Genomic DNA, 22872 nt, shown 5'->3' with positions numbered 1-22872 from the left:
GCTTCGTTTTTAGTCCCGAGCGCCTCGCCCTCAGGGAGGATGGTTCGTTCTTATAGCCAGCAAGCTTGGGTTGTACGTAATAGGACAGGAATTATGCGTAAAGCAAAGATTTACCGTTACTGCCTTCCAATGGACAGTGGCGTAATACTGCGTGATAACAAGCTGACGGAACGCATCGGCTACATTGTTGAGCTATCTGATGGCGAGAACACGGGATTAGGTGAAGTCGCACCGCTTTTTGGTTTTAGCTTGGAAAGTACCGAAGAGGCTGGCATTCAGTTACAAGAACAGGCTGAACGCTGGGTCGCGGGTATACCGGTTGATTATGCCAATATGTATCCTTCGGTTGCGTTTGGCTTATCTATGGCTCAATTGGAGTTAGAAGGTGGTTTGCCGACGCAAGGCAAATATCAAACTGCTCCACTGTGTACGGGCGATCCCGATGAGTTGATTCCAAAACTCAACGAGATGGAAGGTGAGAAAGTGGCAAAAGTGAAAGTGGGTCTGTATGAGCCCATTCGCGACGGCATGCTTGTGAATCTCTTCCTTGAATCTATCCCTAAATTAACGCTTCGACTGGATGCGAACCGCGCTTGGACTCCCGAAAAAGCGCAGCAGTTTGCTAAGTACATTACACCGTCTCTTCGCCAACGAATTACGTTTTTGGAAGAGCCATGCCGAGCTCCTGGCGACAGCATGTCTTTTGCCATTAATACTGGTATCGCGATTGCTTGGGATGAAACGCTGCAAGATGCCGTTCGTCGAGAAGACTTTAGCCTTGAAGATCTGACAGGCGTGAAAGCGATCATTATCAAACCGACATTAATCGGCTCCGTCGATTTCTGCATTAAATTGATCGAAAAAGCAAAAGCGTTAGGTATGAAAGCGGTGATCAGCTCAAGCATTGAGTCGAGCCTTGGCTTGAACCAATTAGCACGTTTGGCGCAATGGCAGTTGCCTGATGAAGTTCCTGGTTTGGACACTATCGGGTTGTTCAAAGCGCAGCTAGAGCAAGGTTGGCCAAAGTGCGAACTTCCTGTGCTTCCTTTGTCTGAGCAGGAGTTAGTGTGGCATTCAGCATAGAGCCATTCTCTACAGAAAATAGTGCGATTCCACCTTGGAAGTATTGGGCTCAAACGAGCCCTTTTTCTATTGCACTCGCAACACCTCAAGAAACATTGAATTGGCAACAGCTCTCGCTTCGTGTTACTCAATACGCGCAATCGCTCTTGCAGCAAGGTGTTACGCGCGATGAGGTGGTGACTCTGGTAGGGAAGAACCAAGTTGAAACAGTATTGTTTTATTTAGCTGCGCAACAGTTAGGCGCTATCACCGCGTTGACTATGCCTCAGCCAATCGAGGCGCTACAAGGTAAGCTCTGCACTCTGTACGGCGATCATAAAACGCGTTTTGTTTGGTTAACTCCGGAGTGTGAGTTCGCTTACTCTAGCGAAGAGAAAGCAGCATTAAATGCGATTTTTCTCACTTTGCCTACGGTAGATACCGTGGTTGAAAACACTGAGGATGACTATCAGCATGACAGGTTGGCTTCGATTGTGTTTACCTCAGGCTCAACGGGGGCACCGAAAGCGGTGGTTCATACGCATCGACAGCACCTCGCTTCGGCAGAGGGATTACTTTGTGAGTTCACCTTCCATCAACAAGACACTTGGTTGTTGTCGCTTCCACTTTATCATGTTTCCGGCCTTGCGATTGTCTATCGCTGGTTGTTTGTTGGCGCAACATTGAAAATCGGCACGGGAAGACTGGCAGACGATATCCTCGCGGTTTCACACGCCTCTTTAGTGGCGACTCAACTTAAACGCTTGCTAGATGATGATGTTGAACTGTCACTGACGCACGTTTTGCTGGGGGGCAGTCATGTGGCTCATGAGTTGGCGGTAAGAGCCACAGAAAAAGGCATCGAAACGTGGTTAGGTTATGGTATGACCGAGGCTGCATCTACCGTTACGGCAAAACAGATCAATGACGTAAGCAATGCTGGGCATTTACTAAAAAATCGTAAGATTAAGTTGGTTGATGAGCGCATTTACATTGGTGGACAAACGCTAGCTTCAGGCTATTTTCACCAAGGTCAAGTGACGGCATTCGTGGACGAGGATGGTTGGTTCGACAGTAAGGATCTCGGTACTTGGCAAGGAGATGAGTTAAAGATCATCGGTCGGGCCGATAATCAATTTATCTCAGGTGGAGAAAACGTTCACTGTGAGGAAATAGAAGCAGTATTGAACCAAATCCCAAGCGTCACTCAGAGCATTGTCGTGCCAGTCGAAGATGTTGAGTTCGGTCATCGTCCTATAGCCGTTATTCAATCAGAAGCGTTACTGAGCCAACAGGAATACGAGCAATACTTGTGGAAAAAGCTTGAGAAGTTTAAATGGCCAATCGCTTACTATTTGATGCCACAAGCCTTGTTAGAAGGTGGAATTAAAGTTTCGCGTAAAGCGGTCAAAGAGTGGCTGCTGTATGAGTTAGATAATCAACGTTAAATAGCTGGCGCTCATTTGCCCTGCTGAAATGAGGCGAAGATTAGTCAATTTTGCTATGTGTTAGTCGGAAAGGGAATTTCGTAACCTTATAACTCTGAATCATAATCATGTCTCAACGTAGAGCAGAAAGGCATAAGCTTCAGAATGGTGACATTGGTTTTATTGATAGCGGTGGTATTACAAATTGGCATCGCAATCAGCAGTGAAGGGCTCACTCGCTCGTTAGCTGAATTGACGGCGTTTTTAATCGCTATCGCGTTGGTGTTTGCGCTCAAGAGTGACAAACAAGAGTCAACCTCCGACCAACGCGATAAGTCGACAACGATTATCTAAGTACTAGCCAGCTTAGTGACGTGGTGGAAATTAATACCCATAAAGTCACACCAAACAACAGCGGTTTAGGGCCCGAAGATTTCAGTTTCGAAATCGAAATACTACATCCTATCAAGAATAAGCACACCACCAGAGCTTGCTTCGCAATGGTAAAAATACCGTGATACACCACCTCAAGTTGTGGGAAGAAATCACTAAAGGCGATGGCCGCGCAATACCAGAAAATGAAGTAAGGAATCACTAACTTTTTCGAACCGTTCTCTTTGTTCCCACGTGAGAAAATCACGGCGCTAATCAAAGCAACAGGAATGATCCACAAGGCTCGCGCCAGTTTGAGCGTGGTTGCAGTTGTCAGTGCCTCTTCACCGTAGGCAGAGGCAGCGCCAACAACAGACGAAGTATCATGAATCGCAATTGCCGCCCACGTCCCAAAGGTGTGTTGGTCTAGGTTTAACGCATGACCAATGACGGGGAAGATGAACAACGCTAGAGAGTTGAGTACAAAAACGGTAGCGAGTGCCAAACCTATTTGTTCATCTTTGGCTCTGATTGCTGGTGCGACCGCAGCAATTGCGCTGCCACCACATATCGCAGTTCCGGATGAAATGAGATACGCAGTCGTCGTTTCGAGTTTGATTACTTTGGCGATGAGTGAGCCAATGACGAGTGTGCCGACAATCGTAGCGATAATTAGCCCGATACCATCTGACGTGACAGACAATGCCTGTTCAAAATTGATACCAAACCCTAAACCGACAATAGAATAAGAAAGCAGTTTTTTGGTGAAAGAGGCGATGGGTAACTCAGTAGGAACTAAGCCAAAGCTGGCAAGTAAGAAGCCAATAACAAGTGCAATAGGGGATGACACAAAAGGAGTTAAGCAAAAAAGCAGTGCCAGTCCAAAGGGGATGTACTTTCTGTTCAAGATTTATGATTCATTGTCGTTAGTGAAAGCGAGAGTATATCGCACTGTATCTGGTCAGTTTGTCTTAATGATTTGAACACACGTTCAGATAATCTAAACGTGTGCTCAAATAATTCTCAACGTTTTGTTTATCGCCAATCTCCGCGCAATGCGTGCACTTTTTCGAACATAGTTTGTGCGGTGGCTGAGCTAGGATCTACCGGTTCGCCAGCTTCAATTTCCAATTTGGACCAGAAGCGAGTCGGGAACCCTCTGCATGCTCGTCCTTTAGCGCGGCTAAAATAACTGCCCCACAATCCTTTCAATGCCATCGGAATCACAGGTACTGGGCTTCGACGCAGAATAATGTCGATGCCACGCATGAAGTCGTTCATTTCGCCATCGGAGGTCAATCGCCCTTCAGGGAAGATACAGACAATATGGCCTTCATTGAGAGCTTCTTCGACGTCGTTAAATGCTCGACGAATAGAACTTCGGTTGCTAGCAGAAATTGGTATCACGCCAGCACGGCGTAAAAAGCGTCTTAGCGGCGGCAGGTTGGCGTAATCTTCTTCCATCACAAAGCGAATCAAACGAGGGCATACGGCACTCAGTAACAGGGCATCCATGTAGCTCACATGATTGCACACAATCAATGCACCACCATGCTCAGGTAAGTTGTGCAGATTTTTGTGTTTAACACGATAGATGGTGTGCGTGAGCATCCACATTGCAAAGCGAACCACAAAAATCGGGATTTGTAGAAAGATATATGCCGCGACTAAGAAATTAAGCACTGCAAGAAGCGCAAACAATTGTGGAATACTCATCTCTACTACGCTCAGGCATATAATGCCAAGGATCGCGCTGCCCACCATAAATAGTGAGTTAAAGATATTCAGACCTGCTATCACTTGCGCACGTTCAGTCTCCTTCGCTCGGTGTTGCATTAAGGCGTACAGTGGGACGATAAATAATCCGCCCGATGCTCCTATCATGAGCAGATAGAAAAACAGAGGCCAGAAAGGCTCGAAACGAACAAATTCAATGAAGTTTGCGAACTCAGGTAGCTCAGTTGGTACTGATGTCGCCATTAAGTAACCGAAGATGGTGATGCCTAAGGCACCGATTGGCACGATGCCCACTTCGATTCGATGATTTGAGATCCAGTTGCAAGCCAGTGAGCCTAGAGCAATCCCTACTGAGAAGAGTGCAAGTAAGAAGGATACGGCGCTTTCTGTACCGTTCAGATAGACCTTGGTGAAGTTTGGGAACTGAGTAAGATATGCAGCACCGAGAAACCAAAACCAACTGATGGCCATGATGCATTGAAATACGATGCGATCGGATTTCGCGATCGCCAGCGTGTGCTTAGTTTGCTGATAAGGTCGCCAACGGAATTTAAGTTCAGGGGCACTTGCCGCAGCAAATGGAATCGAGCGACTGGATAAGTAACCGAGCAGGGCAAATAGAACCACGCAGAAAGCGGCCAGATACTTCGCGTTGTCAGCAGAAGCAATAATGCCTGCACCGAGCGTGCCGATAAGAATGGCGATAAATGTCCCGGCTTCAACCAAGGCATTGCCCGGTACCAGTTCCTTAGCGTTTAATTCCTGAGGAAGAAGCGCGTACTTGACGGGGCCGAAGAACGCGGATTGCGTACCCATTAAGAAAAGCAGCAGAAGTAAGACACCGTAGCTTTCTGTTATAAAGCCAACGGCGCCTAGCAGCATGATGGCGATTTCAAACAGTTTTACTTTGCGAATAAACCACGATTTCTCGTATTTATCCGCCAAAACTCCAGCAGAGGCAGAAAAAAGGAAGAATGGAAGAATGAATAATCCAGCTGCTAAGTTTATGAATAAATTACTAGAAATGGGTAATGCGCTAGAACCAGCGAAAGCGACAAACAGCAACAAAACGTTTTTAAAAATGTTGTCGTTGAAAGCGCCAAAAAACTGAGTAACAAAATAGGGCAGGAACTTTCTTTGCGTAAGCAAGGACGGCTGTCTGTCGGATGACATGGATAATCCTTTGTTTGTTACCAGTTCATGATGTAGTTAGAAAGCAAGTTACTGATTAACTCTTTACCATCTACAGGCTCACTTGAGAAAAACTTGTCATCAACGCTAAGAAGAGTAATGCCGTGTACGCCAGCCCATAGTACGCGACTCGCTTGAATGACTTCGGATTCCGTACGTTGAGGAGCGATTTGTGCGAGTAATGATTCGAGCATTCCTGTCATGCCATCAATACGTTTCGCATGCCATTCTGGAAGTTCGGCACCGTTCATGTTGTGTTCGAAAACCAATTGCCAACGGTAAGGATGTTTTTGTGCGAAATCGTGGTAGCAGTATGCAAGTTCAAAAAGTGCTTGATGAGCATCTTTACTGCTTTTTGTTGCATTTAGCGCTTCCTGCGATAACTCATCTAAAGTTTGAGCCACGGCATGAAGTAGCAACAAATTATAGTTACCAAAAATATTCACCAAGGTGCTTGGCACGTAACCAATCATGTTAGCGATCTTGCGAAGGCTAAGTTCGTGGTAAGAGTTCTCATCTAAAAAATTTTTGACCGTCGTTAAGGTCAGGTTAATCAACTCTTCTCTGGTGTGATCGTTTCTGCGCGCCATACTCTCAAACTGCTTTATTGAACAACGTTCAATATGATAGACAGCTACTTAATGAGCGTCAACCGCGCAATCACGTTAGAAGGCGACATGTTTGGCAATATTCTGATACATGTCAGACTCTTTAGATTGTTTTCATAAGGTGACATACGGAGTATGATGAACCAACAATCATCTTTGGCGTGCTACTGCTTGTATGTACAAGGTTTGGAGCACAATCTGAGATGTACCCAAACGGCTTCTTTTACCTGAGGTTGCGTGGGTATAACAATCGTCAACTTTAAGGATAACGATGAAACGTTTATTTTCTATTGTTGCTCTATTAATGTTTACCGTTGCTGTCACTCCTATCGCAGAAGCGAAGAAGTTTGGTGGCGGTAAGTCTTTTGGTAAGAGCTACAAAACAGCACCTGCACCTAAACAGCAGCAACAAAACACCAATACGATCGGTAAAGAGCAAACGACCAAGTCTTCTAGCAAGAAAGGTTTGATGGGCGGTCTATTAGGAGGCCTTCTAGCTGGTGGTCTACTTGCTGCGTTCTTCGGTGGTGCTTTTGAAGGTATCCAGTTTATGGATATCCTAATCATTGGTTTAATTGCCTTTATTATCTTTAAGCTTATGCGCGGAATGTTAGGTGCGAAGCAGGGCAGTATGAACCAGCAACGTCAACAACCGGCATTTGGTGGTAACGCGTCAAAGTTTGAACAACCGAACATGCAGAACTTTGAACAACAACCAAATACAAACGCAGGCGGTTTCACCGGTTTTGGTGCTCAAACAGATGTACCACACAATTACCCACCGGGTTTCGATCAAGCTGCGTTTATTAACGGTTCTCGTGAGCACTACCGCATTTTGCAAGGTGCGTGGAACCACAACCAACTAGACACTATTGAAGAATATGTTTCTCCAAGTCTATTTGAAGATCTGAAAGCTGAGCGCGCGAAGCTAGAAGGTGAGCAGCACACTGATGTGATGTATGTCGATGCAGAGATCGTTCGTGCTGAATACGATGCGAACAAAGCACAATTAAGTTTGCAATTTAGTGGCCGTTACCGTGATGCTGCAGAAGGTGTAGAGGAAGATATTGAAGATATCTGGCACCTAGAGCGCGACCTAACAGTACCGAATGCACCTTGGTTGATTGTTGGTATTCAAGGTTAATCACCAAGCTCGTTCAATTTAGTCTTAATAAAATCCCGCTATTTAGCGGGATTTTTTGTATCTGTTAATTGTTGGATGAGCGGAGATAGCTCTACAGGTAAAAGCGAAAGGTAATGCTCCGTAGCTAAGCACAATACAACTCAGTCGTTTTATGATTTAGCAGTCTAATGACTTAGCCATTTGGTATCTGGGATAGCTCAGTTAGTATTTTGTTGTGTCTATTCTTGAGAGATTTAGAAAGTTAATACTATTCAGCGTCTTATCGAAGAACTCTTACCTGTTAAAAGATCGGTTCTAACGTTGAGTTTGGCCTAAAGCAATGTGTCGGTATTGGTTGAAGATCTTAGCTACATTAGGAGTTCGTAGAACATGAATGCGACACTATGGGGTGAGCGAGAGATTGTTAGAATGGGTGTTGATCTTACGATGTATAGAACGAAAAAAGCCAGCTCAATGAGCTGGCTTTTCAATATGGTGGAGGGGGACGGATTCGAACCATCGAAGGCGGAGCCGGCAGATTTACAGTCTGCTCCCTTTGGCCACTCGGGAACCCCTCCAGGGTATTTTTATACTTAGAAAGTGTTTTCCCAACACGGCTTTCCAAGTGTTTTCTCATGACAAAATCACAAGAAAGAATATGGTGGAGGGGGACGGATTCGAACCATCGAAGGCGGAGCCGGCAGATTTACAGTCTGCTCCCTTTGGCCACTCGGGAACCCCTCCAGGGTGTTTTTATACTTAGAAAGTGTTTTCCCAACACGGCTTTCCAAGTGTGTTCTCATGACATAATCACAAGAAAAAATATGGTGGAGGGGGACGGATTCGAACCATCGAAGGCGGAGCCGGCAGATTTACAGTCTGCTCCCTTTGGCCACTCGGGAACCCCTCCAGGGTGTTTTATACTTGAAAAATGTTTTCCCAACGCATCTCTCAAGTGCGGAGCGCATCATAGCAAACTCGCTCCGGCTGTAAAGCGTTTTTCTAGCGTTTTTACGTTGAATGCTGCCTTTTTGGGCAAAGATGGTAGAAAGTCAGCGTTTTGTATGTCCTTTATACAGAACGAAAATATACTTTTTACTGGAATTTACACTACTTGACGTTAAAAGACGTATCTATTGATAAACTGTAAGCAGTTTAATGACATAAGTTTATTCGTTTAGTAGTCAAGATCATGAGCATGAAAGCCACTTTATCCTTATCTGTTTTAACGCTTTCTATATTAATGGCTTCCCCTAGCGCTTTTGCAGCAAAGCGAGGTCCGTCTGCGGTCACGGTTGTGACTGAGCAAGTAGAAACGCACGAAATTAATCAATCTTTATCCCTTATCGGCAAATTGAAGGCGGCAGAGTCTGTGGTTGTCGCTTCAGAAGTTGCAGGTAAGGTCAAACAAATTGCAGTAAAAGCAAACCAGAACGTGCAGCAAAACCAACTGTTAATTCAATTGGATGATGATAAAGCGCAAGCAGCATTGGTTGAGGCAAAAGCTTACTTAAAAGATGAAGAACGTAAGTTAAAAGAATTTCAGCGTTTAGTTAAACGAAACGCAATTACTCAAACCGAAATTGATGCACAAAAAGCAAGCGTGGAGATTGCTCAGGCTCGACTTGATGCTGCGAAAGCGAATCTCGCCGATCTGCATATCACCGCGCCCTTTTCTGGAACGGTTGGATTTATCGATTTCAGCCGCGGGAAAATGGTTAGCGCAGGAACTGAGCTTCTGACATTAGACGATCTGTCGGTCATGGAGTTGGATTTACAAATTCCAGAACGTTATTTGTCGATGTTGTCGGTTGGAATGGAAGTCGCCGCGAAGACCAGTGCTTGGGGTGAACAACGTTTTTCTGGGAAAGTCACTGGTATTGATACCAGAATCAGTGCAGAGACATTGAATTTGCGCGTGCGCATTGAGTTTGATAACCCAGAAAACCAATTGAAACCGGGCATGTTGATGAACGCTTCTCTGGCATTTCCTGCTATTAAAGCGCCGATCATTCCTGTTCAAGCACTTGAATACTCAGGCACTAAACGCTTTGTATATGTAATTGATGAAAACAACAAAGCGACTCGCCAAGAAGTGTTGCTGGGTGCGCGTGTCGACAACGAAGTAGTGATTGAATCTGGCGTTGAGATTGGTGACAAGATCGTTGTTCAAGGTATTGTTAACATGCGTGATGGCGTTGAAGTGAAAGAAATTGTCGCGCCACTCAAAGCGAACACCACGGATGTGACACGCAATGACAGTGAATCGGTTGAGGAAGAAAACTAATGTTACTTTCCGACGTTTCAGTTAAACGCCCTGTCGCGGCGTTAGTTCTGAGTATGCTGTTGTGTGTGTTTGGCTTTGTGTCATTCACCAAATTAGCCGTTCGTGAAATGCCTGATATTGAGAGCCCAGTCGTTTCTATCAGCACGCGTTATGAAGGCGCGTCGGCAACCATTATTGAAAGCCAAATCACCTCCGTACTGGAAGATCAGCTTTCTGGGATCAGTGGAATTGATGAAATCAGTTCCACCACTCGTAACAGCATGTCACGCATCACGATCACTTTTGAGTTAGGTTACGATCTGAATACTGGGGTGAGTGATGTGCGTGATGCCGTTGCTCGTGCTCAGCGCTCGTTACCCGATGAAGCAGATGACCCAATTGTTTACAAGAACAATGGTTCGGGTGAAGCGTCCCTTTACATCAATCTGAGTTCTTCTGAAATGGACCGCACACAGCTGACGGATTATGCCGAGCGTGTTCTGATGGATCGTTTCAGTTTGATCACGGGTGTGAGTTCTATCGATCTCTCTGGCGGTTTGTACAAAGTCATGTACGTGAAACTCAAACCAGAGCTTATGGCTGGTCGTGCGGTCACGGCATCGGATATTACATCAGCTTTACGAAGTGAGAACCTAGAAAGTCCGGGTGGTGAAGTTCGCAACGACTCGACGGTGATGTCGGTACGTACGGCTCGTACTTATAACACGCCTGAGGACTTCCAATATCTTGTCATTAAACGTGCAAGCGACAACACGCCTATCTACTTAAAAGATGTGGCGGATGTCTTTATTGGTGCAGAAAACGAAAACTCGACCTTCAAAAGTGACGGTGTTGTAAACATCAGTCTTGGTGTGGTACCGCAGTCAGACGCAAACCCGTTAGAAGTGGCGAAGCTGGTTCGTTCTGAAGTCGATAACATTCAGAAGTTCTTACCAGAAGGAACACGTCTCGCGATTGATTACGACGCGACAGTATTTATCGAGCGTTCAATCGAAGAGGTGTACAGCACGCTGTTTATTACAGGTGGCTTGGTGATCTTGGTGTTGTATATTTTCATCGGCCAAGCTCGTGCGACTCTAATCCCAGCGGTTACGGTGCCCGTTTCGCTGATCTCTTCGTTCATTGCCGCGTATTACTTTGGCTTTTCTATCAATTTGATCACTTTGATGGCGTTGATCCTGTCTATTGGTTTAGTGGTGGATGACGCGATTGTGGTTGTTGAAAACATCTTCCACCATATTGAACGTGGTGAATCGCCTCTGCTTGCCGCGTACAAAGGCACTCGAGAGGTTGGTTTTGCGGTTATCGCGACAACGTTGGTTCTGGTGATGGTGTTTCTGCCAATTTCCTTTATGGATGGCATGGTAGGGCTGCTATTTACAGAGTTTTCTGTATTGCTGGCGATGTCGGTAATTTTCTCCTCTTTGATTGCACTGACACTTACACCTGTGTTGGGCAGCCAGATCTTAAAGGCAAATGTAAAACCAAATCGATTCAACGAAGTGGTCGATCGCCTGTTTAGCAAGCTGGAGAATGGCTACCGCTCATTATTGAAAGGAGCATTGAAAGCTCGCTTGGCTGCGCCATTGGTGATTCTGGCTTGTATGGGCGGCAGTTATTTCCTAATGAATCAAGTACCAGCTCAATTGACGCCACAAGAAGATCGCGGTGTGATTTTTGCGTTTGTGCGCGGCGCAGATGCTACGTCGTACAACCGAATGTCAGCCAATATGGATATTGTCGAAGATCGATTGATGCCATTGCTAGGGCAAGGTTATCTGAAGTCATTCAGTATCCAAACGCCAGCGTTTGGTGGTCAGGCAGGTGACCAAACTGGCTTTGTGATCATGATTCTAGAAGATTGGAATGAACGTGATGTAACGGCTCAGGAAGCGCTCAACAAAGTACGTGGTGCATTGGCGGGTATCCCTGATGTTCGAGTGTTCCCATTTATGCCAGGTTTCCAAGGTGGTTCGAGTGAGCCAGTTCAGTTCGTATTAGGTGGTTCGGATTACGATGAACTTCTCGTCTGGGCTGAACTGTTGAAGAACAAAGCCGAAGAATCACCAATGATGGAAGGCGCTGAGATAGACTACTCCGAGAAAACACCAGAGCTGTTAGTTACGGTCGACAAACAACGCGCGGCTGAACTCGGTGTGAGCGTAAAAGACATTTCTGACACGTTAGAAATCATGCTCGGCGGTAAAAGCGAAACGACTTATGTTGAGCGTGGCGAAGAGTATGATGTTTACCTTCGTGGTGATGAAAATAGCTTCAATAATGCTGCCGATTTGAGCCAGATTTATCTGCGTACCAACAGCGGCGAGCTAGTGACATTAGACACGGTCACAAAAATAGAAGAAGTGGCAGCATCTATCCGTCTGTCTCACTACAACAAACAGAAGTCCATCACCATTACTGCAAATCTTTCCGAAGGTTATACATTGGGTGAAGCGCTGAATTACCTCGATCAGCAAGCCATCGACAACTTGCCGGGTGACATTTCTGTGAGTTATTCGGGTGAGTCGAAAGACTTTAAAGAGAACCAAGCGAGTGTCGCAGTTGTGTTTGCACTGGCATTGCTGGTGGCGTATCTCGTGTTGGCGGCTCAGTTTGAAAGCTTCGTGAACCCGCTAGTAGTAATGTTCACTGTACCAATGGGTGTGTTTGGTGGTTTCCTTGGTTTGGTCGTAATGGGGCAAGGAATGAACATTTACAGCCAGATCGGCATGATCATGTTGATCGGTATGGTAACGAAAAACGGCATTTTGATCGTAGAATTTGCCAACCAGCTACGTGACCGTGGTGTTGAGTTTGAAAAAGCGATCATTGATGCTGCCGCGCGACGTCTACGCCCAATTTTGATGACCGCGTTTACCACACTTGCAGGTGCAATCCCGTTGATCGTATCAACAGGTGCTGGTTATGAGAGCCGTATTGCTGTGGGTACGGTTATCTTTTTCGGGATGGGATTTGCTACATTGGTGACCTTGTTTGTTATCCCTGCGATGTACCGACTGATTTCTGCGAAAACACAAGCCCCAGGTCATGTAGAAGCAGAACTGAACAAAGCGCTCAGCCACGATTCGAAAGGCCGCACAGTGCATCCTTAACGACAACATGTAACGCTTTGATTAAAAACGCCGAACCATTTTTGTTCGGCGTTTTTTTATATTTCTAATGATTATTTATAGATCTAACCATTAATTGTGGTTATTATTTCGCCACTTCTTCGAGGGGCACAGGACTCGCTCATCGTTTATGACTGAATGTCGAGTCTTGCTAGGTATAAAGCCAGGAAGGTGGCTATACCTATGATTATTGAGGTGTTCCCTTGAAAAAAGTTCGTGGTAGTTACATGGTAGAAATGGTTCTGGTTGCGGGTATTATGGCGTTGTTAGTCACCACTGCACTTCCAACGTTTACGAATGCGCTAAAAGGTCATCAAGATGGTATTTTGGCGTCACTTGATACTGTTCAACCTAGTAGTCATGTAAACAAAGAGACCGCAGAAAAGTTTTCCGCTCAATAAGCAAAGCTACTTTCTAGATTGATAAAAGAAGCCGAGGCATTTGCCTCGGCTTCTTTACATTTAACTTCAAATTCTGGGTTCAACGTCGCGCTAGAAGCGTTTTCCTAAGCTTATTTGTAGACCTTCATAGCTGTCGTAAAAGTCTTCAAAACCCATATCTGCGACATTGTAGATGTACTCTGCGCGCAACCAGATATCTTTACTCATATCCCAATGAACTCCAGCTCCTACGTTAAACAGTGCGCCAGAGTCGTCAGTCACTTTCTGGGCATTTGGAACATACATTTCTGCTTGAGTCCCCAAAGCGGTCACGCGGCCAAACAAAGAGAGTGGTGTGTCGCCTAAGTTGTCACTGGTCAATACCGCTGACATGCCTGCTTGGTAATAGTGCAAATCCAAATCTGTTTTTAGCGTGTCGTTCTTAAGCTCGTTTTGGGAGTAACGAAGCACACCTTCAAACGCAAGGTATTGATTAACATGATAGCCCCAGCCAACAGTGATATGCGGTGTGGACCACTCATTGTCTCTGTCTGATCCAAAATACGGCGTATCGAAACCAACGTTACCAGTACCTAGATAAAAATAAGATTGATGAGTTTGTTCTTGAGCAGCAAAAGTCGGCACACTGATGGTCAAGGCAGACAATAATAGGATGGCGTTTTTCATAACTTGACGATAACCTTTGTAAAAGAACGTTGTAATGATTTGTGTTAATATTAATTTAATCAATAAGATAGATGGCGCTTATCATATCAGTTTTTGTTCAAAGGTAGTGATTTTCGAATGGGAATTGTTGCGCTAAAGCATACTTCCTACTTATGAAAGTGGACTAACTGGATATGGTGACGAAAGCCAATCAAATAAGAGAGAAGGAAAGTAAAGTGGCTGAATTCAAATATAAAAATCTGACTCAAGAAGAACAAGACAAGTTAGACGCAGCGACATTTCGTCGTTTATTGGCGCATTTAGATGCAAACAAAGATGTGCAAAACATCGACCTGATGATCCTTGCGGGCTTCTGTCGTAACTGCTTTAGCAAATGGTACAAAGCAGAGGCTGAAAATCTCGGTTTGGATTTAGATATTGATGACGCTCGCGAACGTGTTTACGGCATGACTTATGATGAGTGGAAACAAAACCATCAACCAGCAGCAACGCCAGAACAATTGGCCGCGTTTGAAGCGCGTCAGAAAAAGTAATCCCAATCAATAAAAAACAGCCCGCACATAAGCGGGCTGTTTTTTATATTCGAATTTGCATCTTAAGCGGTAATTGGACCACAACATGCTGGCTCAACACAGCCTTTCGCTTGAATGACTTCAAGTTGCGCGAGATAAGGTTGAATATCACCGATGTTCTCTTTTACCCATGCTAAGTCGTAATACGTATCTAAGTAACGCTCACCAGAGTCACATAGAAGTGTCACGATAGAGCCTGTTTCACCGCGTTGTTTCATTTCGCAGGCCAGTTGAAGTACACCGTAGAGGTTCGTCCCCGTAGATGCACCGACTTTACGTCCAATCAGCTGAGAAACCCAATGCGCGGTCGCGACACTTGCCGCATCAGGAATTTTTCGCATCTCATCAACCACACCGGCGATAAAGCTTGGCTCAACACGTGGTCGGCCGATGCCTTCAATTTTGCTGCCAGTATTGCCTTTTAATTCATTGTTGCCGGATTGGAAGGCATCGTAAAACACTGAGTTTTCAGGGTCTACCACACACAGTTTGGTGTCGTATTTTTGGTAACGAATAAAGCGGCCAATGGTTGCTGAAGTGCCACCAGTTCCTGGACTCATCACTACCCAACTCGGAATTGGGTGATCTTCTAACTGCATTTGGCTGAAGATCGAGTTCGCGATGTTGTTGTTGCCGCGCCAGTCAGTTGCACGTTCAGCATAAGTAAATTGATCCATGTAGTGGCCATTTAACTCTTGAGCCAAACGTCGAGACTCGTCATAAATCTGATCTGAGCGTTCAACAAGGTGTGCTTTGCCACCGTAAAACTCAATTTGTTCAATCTTTTTACGCGCGGTGGTTTTTGGCATAACGGCAATGAAAGGTAAGCCAAGTAAGCGAGCAAAATACGCTTCTGAAACGGCAGTGCTGCCTGAGGATGCTTCAATTACTGTGGTTTCAGGACCAATCCACCCATTACAAATCGCATAAAGAAACAACGAACGCGCCAATCGGTGTTTGAGAGAGCCTGTTGGATGCGTGCTCTCATCTTTTAGGTAGATATCGATACCATCAAGAGAAGGCAGTTCGAGTTTAAATAAATGAGTATCAGCAGAGCGTTGAAAATCCGCTTCAATTTTACGCACTGCATTGTTGATCCAGTTGTGGTCAGTACACATAGCGTCTCTCCTTGGAAATCGATAGATAAGCATTAGATAGGGATAATTTACCTATAAGGTGAGAGAAAAACTTTGCTATAGTTGCTCTTGATGGGGTTTGGGATAGAAAAATTTTCTACATTTTATGGTTTTTATAGAAATGAAATTAGATCGGGTCGATAAACAACTGCTTGCTTTGCTACAAACCGACAGCACCTTGTCATTAAATGACTTAGCAGAGCGAGTCAATCTGACAACAACGCCTTGTTGGAAGCGTTTAAAAAGGTTGGAAGAGGAAGGCTACATTGAAAAGCGCGTCGCGTTACTGAGCGCAGAAAAACTCGACTTGTCTTTTATCGCTTTTGTTCAGCTAAAAACCATCGATCACTCAGAAGATTGGTATCACCATTTTGTTACAACAGTGAGTGATTTCCCTGAGGTGATGGAGTTTTATCGTATGGCCGGCGAGTATGACTACATGATGAAAGTGCTGGTGAAAGATATGAAGTGCTTTGACGAGTTTTATAAGCGCTTAGTGAATAGTGTAAAGGGGCTCTCTAACGTGACTTCAACATTTGCAATGGAGTCGATTAAATATACCACTGAGTTGCCAATTCGAAGTTAATCTAAGTTTACAGTTACTGGAATAATAGTTGTTACTGACGAGACATTAAAATGGAACGTAAGAGTGACATTATTCCAGTTTTAAAATACAAATCTCTTTTATTAAATATAAACGAGATTCGTTCTTGCTTTTATTTGTGTATTAGATAATTATGTTTTTCTAATCTGTTAATGTCCATACAGCATAGCCCGCCAAAAATTAACGCAATTTTTCTTCATTATTTTTCCTGTTTTATTTTGTTGAATATTCATTCTTTCTAAATTAATTAATTACATTAATTTAAACGTTTGCTTCGCGTTTTTTCGGGTAATTTTCTCGCCATTTATCAGAATTTATTTTTACCCTTAATATAGTAGTAAATACTTAAGTAATAAAGTCATCAACAATAGGGATGGCGATTAATAAAACATCGTATTATTATCTCGCCCCTTGAGATGCAACAAATTATTACTAAAAATGAACAGAAATTATTATTTGATTTTTCTTGCTGCTTTACTTGCTGGTTGCGGTGGAGGAGGTGACTCCAAGCCGAGCAATACAAGCTCTCCAACTTCTATCACGAAGCAGAGTCGTCCACAGCTGATTGTTGAAGATGCCTCGTTGCAGTTTGAGGGTGTGGGAACCATCACTCAGACACTATTGAGCAACGTTCGCGGCTCAGTATCTTACCAAGTCATTGATTCAAATCCGCCGAATGTGGTGAGGGTGAATGATTCGGGTGTATTTCAAATCCTGCGTCCAGGCACCGCGATAATTCGTGCAACAGATACCAGTTCTGTGTATGAATCTTCTGAAACGACGTTTTCGGTCACGGTTGAACGAGGTTTTAACAATGATCTTTCTGCCAGTGATTTAAGCCTAGTAGCACTCGATCCTGACGGGAAAGCTCTGACCGTGCGCGGGCAGAAAGGTAAACTGAGTTATCAAGTCGAAAGCGGGCAGAACCTCATTCAAGTTGATGATAACGGCGTTGTTTATTCTCTTGGTTCTGCGGGTCAGGCTTCTGTACTGATTTCCGATTCAGGTAACGACTTATATCTACCTAAGCAAGTTCGTGCAACCGTAACATTGTATGCGATAGGTGCTGAGCAACTTAAATTTGCCTTAATCGAAGATGAGTATCGAGACGGTTTAACCTTAGCGCCTTCACGTTTGGATAAAGTTGAAACGCAAAATATCACTTACAAAATTTTGCGCAGCGAACCAGACAACGAGGTTGCCGAGTTACTAAATCCAGAAACGGGTTTGCTTTTGATCCACAACGTTGGTCAGGTAACCGTCGAGGCGACAGCAACATACAGCGATGCTTTCTTAAACAAGCAGCAAGTCGCTCAGTTTGTGGTCGATGTGAAACCGGGTCAACGTCAAGCCATCAGTGTTGCGAATATTGCTAAGACGTATGAAGACGGTGGACGCATTTTCCCTCAAGTTGCACACGCTCGCGGCGACTATGGATATCGCATCATCAATGGTGAAGATGTTGTCGCTAAAACTACGGATGGTGAAGCGTTGTTGATCAAAGGTGTTGGTAGCGCAGAAGTTGAAGCCTACGAATACGACTTGCGTAATTATCCAGCAAGTAAAACCCGCTTCAACATTGAAATCGAACGCGCACCTCATCCGGTAATGAAAGACGTGGAAATGTCTCTCACTTATCAGCCTAAACTGGCTATTCCAATGGCGTTTGCTGGTCAGAAAGGCAAAGTCAGTCTGATTGGTGGGTTGCCTGAAGGTCTTCGAATGAAGGATGGCAACTTAGAAGTGGATACCGCGGGCGAATATCGTCTTAAGTTTGAAGATGATGGCGGTGACTTTTACCAACCAACTCAATTCAATGTTGTGATCAAAGTTGCGAAAGCGCAAGGCCAAGCGATGACGACGCAAGATTATGAAATGGTATACAGCAAAGACTACGATTTTAACTTGCAGCGTGATTTTGGTTTAACGGCCAGCAATGATCATTTGGAAGTCGTTGACAATACTTCTCCAGGCGTTGCAGATGTTATTGGTGACGGTCTTATTCGTGTCTACAAAGCGGGTCAAACGACGTTAACAGTTCGCAGGAAAGAGAGTGCAAATTACACGGCCGGTCCAGATCAAAAAGTTCGCTTTAACATTCTGAGTGCGCCAAGCCGAATTGCTATCCAGTCAGGCGTAGTAGAAGGTACGTGGAACATCAACCAACCTTATGTCCAAAAACCATCGATTCTCGGTACGGTTGGTGAAGTGAGCTACCGATTTGCGACGGATTCTGCAACCGATGTGGTTTCCTTAGATCGCAAAACGGGTGATATGCGCATTCTGAATGCGGGTAGCACCAGAGTTATTGTGTCGGACGCAGGTAACGATAAGTTTACTCCAGGTGAAAGTAGCTTTGCTGTAACGATTAAACAAGGTAGCAACCCGGTTTCTATTACTTATCCAACTCTGGACTTTTCTGCTGGTGCGGTTATCACACCTGTGATGAGTGGGGGAGATGCCAAAGCAAGCTACCGTCTGATTAACCAAGCTGAGCCGGTGGTTGAGTTGTTATCTTCAGATTCTGGTCGTTTGAAAGTGCTGCATGCTGGCGACTACCAAGTGGAAGTGACGTTAACTGCACGTAACTATACAACTAAAACCGTATTGGTTAACGGCACCATTAATAAAGCGGATCATCCAGGTCTTACGACGAAGCTTCAAACTGTGGAATTTACGCCATTTAAGACGATTAGTTTGGACTTTGGTAAAACGGTAGGCACTCGCACTTACTCATTTGCTGATACCGTGAGCGAAGAGCTTGCCACGTTAGACAATGCGAAAGCTGAGTTGACGCTAACTAATTACTCTCAATATCATTCTATTGCGTTGGATATTTCTGAGAGTGAATCGCGAGATTACAAAGCGTTACCAAGAACAAGAGTTACGGTTAATGTCGATTTGGCGGAATCGGGTGTTGCAGATAAATACACACAACTTGATAGCGAACAAACCGTCATCGTCAGTACCCTCAGTGCCCCACAGTTTTCCAATTTAGAAGAAAGTGAGTTTGGCATCATGGGGTCGCGTTCGGTGCGTGAACCGACGGATGATGAGCTGCAAAAATTTGGCAAAGGTAAGGTCGCGCTGTTCTTGTTAAAACCAGTGGGTAGCGATGACCGAACCCAACAAAAGGCAGTCTGGGTACATGTTGCTCGATTTGATGGCTGTACTGCGGATCTGTTTTCTGATGATCTAAAACCATTCGATGCAATTGATTATGATGCAGCAGGCTATTGTGCGAACGGTAGTACGATTCGTATGACTCGCTTTTTAGTGATTGACGACTCTAAACTAGAAAACATTGAGTATGAGTTGGCAGCGCCTATCGTGTACTACCGTCGCGGTCAACGTGAGTTCTTAGCGAGTGATGACGGCGGTTTTTATGCCAAGCCAAATGTGGTGTACGGAAAAAGCAAGTATGGCTATCCGAAATCACTTTATGAGTGGTCAGTGGTAACCATGAAGTATCAACCGAATTAATCATCGTTTGATACCCACTAAAAAGGAGTGCTGAGCACTCCTTTTTGCGTCTTATACGCACGGGTTACTTCGTGTAGCGCATGACTCCTTCTTGTACGGCTGTCGCCACCAAATGACCTTGCTGGTTATAAATTTCGCCACGCACTAAGCCTCGAGTATTACTCGCCGTTGGGCTTTCTATTGCGTACAAAAGCCATTCATCCATCTTGAAGGGACGATGGAACCAGATTGAATGGTCAATCGTCGCAACTTGGAAATTCGGCGTCATTAACGACACTTCATGTGGATGCATCGCCGTGACCAAAAATCCCCAATCTGACGCGTAAGCCAGCAAGTATTGATGAATCAGTTGGTTATCTGGCATCTCACCGTTAGCACGAATCCAAAGGTACTGTTTTGGCTCCGCTTTTTTGGGTTTTAGAGGATTGATCACCGTGACAGGGCGAGTCTCAATCGGTTTTTCTCCGCAGAATGTTTTACGCAAGCGCTCTGGCAGAAACTCCGCAATATGACTTGCGAGTTCACTCTCTGAGGCGAAGTTTTCAGGCCCCGGAATATCTGGCATGGCTTTCTGGTGATCGAACCCCGGTTGATCGCCGTGATAAGAAGCCGTTAGATAAAAAATAGGTCGTCCATTTTGCACTGCTTTAACGCGTCTGGTGCTAAAGCTACGTCCATCTCTTAAATTTTCCACATCGTAAATGATCGGCTTTTCAGGGTCTCCAGGGTAGAGAAAATAGCTATGGAAGGAGTGCACAGTGCGTGTTTCTTCTACTGTGTAACGCGCCGCTGAGAGGGCTTGCCCAATCACTTGGCCGCCGTAGACTTGAGGTAAACCTAGGTTTTCACTTTGTCCACGAAACAAGCCTTCTTCTAATTTTTCGAGTTGTAGTAGGCTGAGCAATTCTCGTAATGGTTTACTCATTGTGTCTCCTCACCGATGTGTTTTTTCTTCACGTTACCTCAAGATCTGATGATCTGTGAAGTGACTTTGTTTAGAACTGTTGAGTGACTTAATAGTAGTCTCATCCTTAAACCTACGAATAAGGCAAAAGGAATAGTAACAACGTTTCTGCTTTGCAGGAAAAGTCCAACTAGTCCTAATTATGAAACGAAATCAATTGTTTGAAAAATTCTAACTTAGTCAAACTATTGTCAAATAAACGAAAGGAAACAAGACAGTTTTATATTCCAACCCTATACTTATCCCGATTTAATACTCTTCTTGAGGAATATATGAAAAAAACACTACTACTTGTTACTTCTTTACTTTTTGGCGCTGCGTTAGTGGGTTGCCAAACTTCTCATACAACAGAAATGGAATCTGCTGAGGCGTCAATGAAGACAATTACAGGTACAGTGGCTTACCGTGAACGTATTGCTCTACCACCAAATGCTGTGGTTACGGTAACACTAGAAGATGTGTCTTTGGCTGATGCGCCATCTAAGCTTCTAGCAAAACAAACGTTCGAAACGGAAGGTAAGCAAGTTCCTCTTTCGTTTGAGCTGAGTTACGACAGCAACGAAATTAAACCGAATCACACTTACAGCGTGCGCGCGCGTATTGAAGTCGATGGTAAATTGCGTTTCATCAGTGATACGCATAACGGTGTGATCACAGATGAAGCTCAAACTCACCAGTTGGATATTCGTCTAGTTGGTACGCGTTAATACCCAACATAGCGAACAAAAATGGCAGCCTAAGGCTGCCATTTGTATTTTCTGAGGGCGATTTTTCCTATCTCAGAAACTTCGACCCCTTCAGCTTCTAATTTCTGCTTTTGCCTGTCTAAGTCTCTGCCTTTCAGCGATATCTTCCCTTGACTATTGATGACTCGAAACCAAGGCAATTTGCTACCTTCTGGCAAATTCCCAAGAGCTTTTCCTACGTGTCTGGCGTATCCCGGATAGCCTGCCATTTTGGCAATTTCGCCGTAGGTCGATACTTTTCCTTTTGGAATTTGGTGAATTACAGCAAAGATTTGCACTAAAAATTGGTCCATACTGAAACTGTCCGTTGTGGCTTGCTAAGGAATGGTAATACACACGACTTGTATTTCGCTAACAGTTCTTGTGCATGATTAACATTTGTTGCTAGTGAGTTAGATGCCTTTTTAAAGACCTTTTAACTAAAGACAAATTGGTGCATCAAGCGCACGAAATACAAATTAACGATAAGCTAAGCTTGAATCTAGACCCACTCAACGACTTTAGATACCCAGTTTTATTTGCCGTTGAGTTACCAAGTTGGTGGGGAAGCCAGGAGGCGCTATGATTTTTTCAACACTTCAATTTTTCATCACAACTTTTCTTGCCGTTGTGTGTGCCCGAGCGATGAGTTTGAGTGAGGGCGAAATCCCAGTACTCGCACTCATGATCCCGGCATTATGGCTGTTGCCTCAAGGTGGCCTTGCTGGCTTAGTGTTGCTCGGCGCTATGATGGTGTTTGGTGCGACGCTTTCGATGCAGCCCATTGCGTTGTCTGTTGGCGTGCTGATTCTATTCCCGTTACTTATGGTGGTGTTCTCACATCGCAGCTCTCTTGGCGTTCTCCTTACTACCGGTTTGATTGTGATTACCTTACAAGTAGGGCTGATGGTCACGCAACAAGGCGGTAAGCTTGATGGTTCAGCTTGGGTGACCGTGGTTCAAACGTTGTCTGTTGTGGTCATGTGGTGGGCAGCAACGCATTGGAAACGCTCAGAAAAACACAGCTGGTGGCCTTTGCTTTTACTATTGCCTCTCTGGATTGCCGATCTTCATTACGCGGTGCTGGTGGCGTTGAGCATTACTGGGATGTTGGCTTCGATGGAAACACTCGCCAAATTAAAAGACTCGATTCGCTGGAGTAAGTTGCTTTGTTGGACACTACCAACCGTCGGTTTTGCAGCGTTGGTGGTGAGCCCTAATACGGATGTACCAAATCCTGTATTTGTGGTCTGGATCTGTTTGTTGGGTACTGCTTGGATGACGGACTACATCTTACGTAGTAGTGACGAGCAGGCGGAGTTATAAAATAGTTGTAGGCGTTCAGAGGAAAAAGTGACCCGTGCGGCAGACTGTTGAATTGAT

19 protein-coding genes and 3 tRNA genes are annotated in these 22872 nt (G+C 44.7%); 12 read left to right on the top strand and 10 right to left on the bottom strand.

Features of this window, described 5'->3' with window-relative positions; all coding sequences use genetic code 11:
• Positions 1-93 precede the first annotated feature (93 nt).
• The 3 genes from menC (at position 94) to ACF8CV_RS15980 (ending at position 2843) form a co-directional block, all read left to right on the top strand.
• On the top strand, positions 94-1083 hold the full coding sequence (gene menC, locus ACF8CV_RS15990; RefSeq protein ID WP_392417172.1) for an o-succinylbenzoate synthase: 990 nt from the start codon (positions 94-96) through the stop codon (positions 1081-1083).
• Positions 1068-2510: an o-succinylbenzoate--CoA ligase gene (menE, locus tag ACF8CV_RS15985; RefSeq protein ID WP_392417170.1), complete on the top strand. Its 1443-nt coding sequence runs from the start codon at positions 1068-1070 to the stop codon at positions 2508-2510. The genes menC and menE overlap by 16 nt, the downstream gene beginning before the upstream one ends.
• A gap of 144 nt (positions 2511-2654) precedes the next feature.
• Entirely contained in the window at positions 2655-2843 is a 189-nt protein-coding gene (locus ACF8CV_RS15980) for a hypothetical protein (protein WP_203510958.1), read from the top strand.
• On the opposite strand, the gene ACF8CV_RS15975 is transcribed toward ACF8CV_RS15980, so the two are convergent.
• The 3 genes from ACF8CV_RS15975 to ACF8CV_RS15965 form a co-directional block, all read right to left on the bottom strand.
• Positions 2836-3768: a YeiH family protein gene (locus tag ACF8CV_RS15975; protein WP_140120966.1), complete on the bottom strand. Its 933-nt coding sequence runs from the start codon at positions 3766-3768 to the stop codon at positions 2836-2838. The two genes, ACF8CV_RS15980 and ACF8CV_RS15975, sit on opposite strands and share 8 nt — an antisense overlap.
• 128 nt (positions 3769-3896) lie before the next feature.
• Positions 3897-5771 (bottom strand): MFS transporter, encoded by a 1875-nt coding sequence (locus ACF8CV_RS15970; protein WP_005456914.1) that lies wholly within the window; start codon positions 5769-5771, stop codon positions 3897-3899.
• Between the two features lie 17 nt (positions 5772-5788).
• The gene (locus tag ACF8CV_RS15965) at positions 5789-6379 is read right to left on the bottom strand and encodes a TetR/AcrR family transcriptional regulator (RefSeq protein ID WP_005456899.1); all 591 of its coding nucleotides are present in this window, start codon (positions 6377-6379) and stop codon (positions 5789-5791) included.
• 289 nt (positions 6380-6668) lie between these two features.
• On the opposite strand from ACF8CV_RS15965, the gene ACF8CV_RS15960 reads away from it, so the two are divergent.
• Positions 6669-7541, top strand: a complete 873-nt coding sequence (locus ACF8CV_RS15960) for a Tim44 domain-containing protein (RefSeq protein ID WP_005495957.1) — start codon at positions 6669-6671, stop codon at positions 7539-7541.
• A 472-nt stretch (positions 7542-8013) separates the two neighbouring features.
• On the opposite strand, the gene ACF8CV_RS15955 is transcribed toward ACF8CV_RS15960, so the two are convergent.
• From ACF8CV_RS15955 to ACF8CV_RS15945, 3 genes are all read right to left on the bottom strand, one after another.
• Positions 8014-8098, bottom strand: a tRNA-Tyr gene (locus tag ACF8CV_RS15955).
• A gap of 81 nt (positions 8099-8179) precedes the next feature.
• Positions 8180-8264 (bottom strand) — tRNA-Tyr (locus ACF8CV_RS15950).
• An 81-nt stretch (positions 8265-8345) separates the two neighbouring features.
• Positions 8346-8430: transfer RNA gene (locus tag ACF8CV_RS15945), tRNA-Tyr, on the bottom strand.
• Positions 8431-8712: 282 nt separating this feature from the next.
• On the opposite strand from ACF8CV_RS15945, the gene vmeE reads away from it, so the two are divergent.
• From vmeE to ACF8CV_RS15930, 3 genes are all read left to right on the top strand, one after another.
• On the top strand, positions 8713-9807 hold the full coding sequence (gene vmeE / locus ACF8CV_RS15940) for a multidrug efflux RND transporter periplasmic adaptor subunit VmeE (RefSeq protein WP_011105748.1): 1095 nt from the start codon (positions 8713-8715) through the stop codon (positions 9805-9807).
• Positions 9807-12920, top strand: a complete 3114-nt coding sequence (gene vmeF / locus ACF8CV_RS15935; protein WP_005481813.1) for a multidrug efflux RND transporter permease subunit VmeF — start codon at positions 9807-9809, stop codon at positions 12918-12920. Before vmeE ends, vmeF begins: the two co-directional genes overlap by 1 nt.
• Positions 12921-13141: 221 nt before the next feature.
• Positions 13142-13339: a type II secretion system protein gene (locus ACF8CV_RS15930; protein WP_005461161.1), complete on the top strand. Its 198-nt coding sequence runs from the start codon at positions 13142-13144 to the stop codon at positions 13337-13339.
• A 90-nt stretch (positions 13340-13429) separates the two neighbouring features.
• Here the strand turns inward: ACF8CV_RS15930 and ACF8CV_RS15925 are convergent, their stop codons facing one another.
• Entirely contained in the window at positions 13430-14005 is a 576-nt protein-coding gene (locus ACF8CV_RS15925) for a porin family protein (protein WP_005495951.1), read from the bottom strand.
• A gap of 215 nt (positions 14006-14220) precedes the next feature.
• Here ACF8CV_RS15925 and ACF8CV_RS15920 point away from each other — a divergent pair, with 215 nt between their 5' ends.
• Positions 14221-14538 carry a DUF1244 domain-containing protein gene (locus ACF8CV_RS15920; protein WP_021449582.1) on the top strand — a complete coding sequence of 106 codons (318 nt, stop codon included), beginning with the start codon at positions 14221-14223 and terminating at the stop codon, positions 14536-14538.
• A gap of 62 nt (positions 14539-14600) precedes the next feature.
• Here the strand turns inward: ACF8CV_RS15920 and ACF8CV_RS15915 are convergent, their stop codons facing one another.
• Positions 14601-15695 (bottom strand): PLP-dependent cysteine synthase family protein, encoded by a 1095-nt coding sequence (locus tag ACF8CV_RS15915; RefSeq protein WP_021823471.1) that lies wholly within the window; start codon positions 15693-15695, stop codon positions 14601-14603.
• Positions 15696-15834: 139 nt separating this feature from the next.
• On the opposite strand from ACF8CV_RS15915, the gene ACF8CV_RS15910 reads away from it, so the two are divergent.
• Together ACF8CV_RS15910 and ACF8CV_RS15905 are read left to right on the top strand one after the other, a co-directional pair.
• Positions 15835-16299 (top strand): Lrp/AsnC family transcriptional regulator, encoded by a 465-nt coding sequence (locus ACF8CV_RS15910; RefSeq protein WP_005481879.1) that lies wholly within the window; start codon positions 15835-15837, stop codon positions 16297-16299.
• 456 nt (positions 16300-16755) lie between these two features.
• On the top strand, positions 16756-19800 hold the full coding sequence (locus ACF8CV_RS15905) for a cadherin repeat domain-containing protein (protein ID WP_276441644.1): 3045 nt from the start codon (positions 16756-16758) through the stop codon (positions 19798-19800).
• 64 nt (positions 19801-19864) lie between these two features.
• On the opposite strand, the gene tesB is transcribed toward ACF8CV_RS15905, so the two are convergent.
• Positions 19865-20725 carry an acyl-CoA thioesterase II gene (gene tesB / locus ACF8CV_RS15900; protein WP_005461165.1) on the bottom strand — a complete coding sequence of 287 codons (861 nt, stop codon included), beginning with the start codon at positions 20723-20725 and terminating at the stop codon, positions 19865-19867.
• A 311-nt stretch (positions 20726-21036) separates the two neighbouring features.
• Here tesB and ACF8CV_RS15895 point away from each other — a divergent pair, with 311 nt between their 5' ends.
• The gene (locus tag ACF8CV_RS15895; protein WP_392417142.1) at positions 21037-21471 is read left to right on the top strand and encodes a YbaY family lipoprotein; all 435 of its coding nucleotides are present in this window, start codon (positions 21037-21039) and stop codon (positions 21469-21471) included.
• Positions 21472-21500: 29 nt separating this feature from the next.
• Here the strand turns inward: ACF8CV_RS15895 and ACF8CV_RS15890 are convergent, their stop codons facing one another.
• Positions 21501-21803, bottom strand: a complete 303-nt coding sequence (locus tag ACF8CV_RS15890; protein ID WP_005481834.1) for a DNA base-flipping protein — start codon at positions 21801-21803, stop codon at positions 21501-21503.
• Between the two features lie 268 nt (positions 21804-22071).
• Between ACF8CV_RS15890 and ACF8CV_RS15885 the strand changes: the two genes are divergently transcribed.
• Positions 22072-22815: a hypothetical protein gene (locus ACF8CV_RS15885; protein WP_005461144.1), complete on the top strand. Its 744-nt coding sequence runs from the start codon at positions 22072-22074 to the stop codon at positions 22813-22815.
• Positions 22816-22872 lie beyond the last annotated feature (57 nt).

It is taken from the genome of Vibrio sp. zbq_1 (genome assembly GCF_043102935.1).
GTDB classification, from domain to species: domain Bacteria; phylum Pseudomonadota; class Gammaproteobacteria; order Enterobacterales; family Vibrionaceae; genus Vibrio; species Vibrio parahaemolyticus.
This window is presented reverse-complemented; position numbering and strand designations above follow the sequence as displayed.

Coding starts and splice junctions, on each gene's coding strand:
- ACF8CV_RS15965 (WP_005456899.1), bottom strand. CDS start 6,379: ATGGCGCGCAGAAACGATCACACCAGAGAAGAGTTGATTAACCTGACC.
- ACF8CV_RS15890 (WP_005481834.1), bottom strand. CDS start 21,803: ATGGACCAATTTTTAGTGCAAATCTTTGCTGTAATTCACCAAATTCCA.
- ACF8CV_RS15905 (WP_276441644.1), top strand. CDS start 16,756: ATGAACAGAAATTATTATTTGATTTTTCTTGCTGCTTTACTTGCTGGT.
- vmeF (WP_005481813.1), top strand. CDS start 9,807: ATGTTACTTTCCGACGTTTCAGTTAAACGCCCTGTCGCGGCGTTAGTT.
- ACF8CV_RS15970 (WP_005456914.1), bottom strand. CDS start 5,771: ATGTCATCCGACAGACAGCCGTCCTTGCTTACGCAAAGAAAGTTCCTG.
- ACF8CV_RS15910 (WP_005481879.1), top strand. CDS start 15,835: ATGAAATTAGATCGGGTCGATAAACAACTGCTTGCTTTGCTACAAACC.
- ACF8CV_RS15915 (WP_021823471.1), bottom strand. CDS start 15,695: ATGTGTACTGACCACAACTGGATCAACAATGCAGTGCGTAAAATTGAA.
- tesB (WP_005461165.1), bottom strand. CDS start 20,725: ATGAGTAAACCATTACGAGAATTGCTCAGCCTACTACAACTCGAAAAA.
- ACF8CV_RS15980 (WP_203510958.1), top strand. CDS start 2,655: ATGGTGACATTGGTTTTATTGATAGCGGTGGTATTACAAATTGGCATC.
- ACF8CV_RS15885 (WP_005461144.1), top strand. CDS start 22,072: ATGATTTTTTCAACACTTCAATTTTTCATCACAACTTTTCTTGCCGTT.
- ACF8CV_RS15895 (WP_392417142.1), top strand. CDS start 21,037: ATGAAAAAAACACTACTACTTGTTACTTCTTTACTTTTTGGCGCTGCG.
- ACF8CV_RS15925 (WP_005495951.1), bottom strand. CDS start 14,005: ATGAAAAACGCCATCCTATTATTGTCTGCCTTGACCATCAGTGTGCCG.
- ACF8CV_RS15960 (WP_005495957.1), top strand. CDS start 6,669: ATGAAACGTTTATTTTCTATTGTTGCTCTATTAATGTTTACCGTTGCT.
- menC (WP_392417172.1), top strand. CDS start 94: ATGCGTAAAGCAAAGATTTACCGTTACTGCCTTCCAATGGACAGTGGC.
- vmeE (WP_011105748.1), top strand. CDS start 8,713: ATGAGCATGAAAGCCACTTTATCCTTATCTGTTTTAACGCTTTCTATA.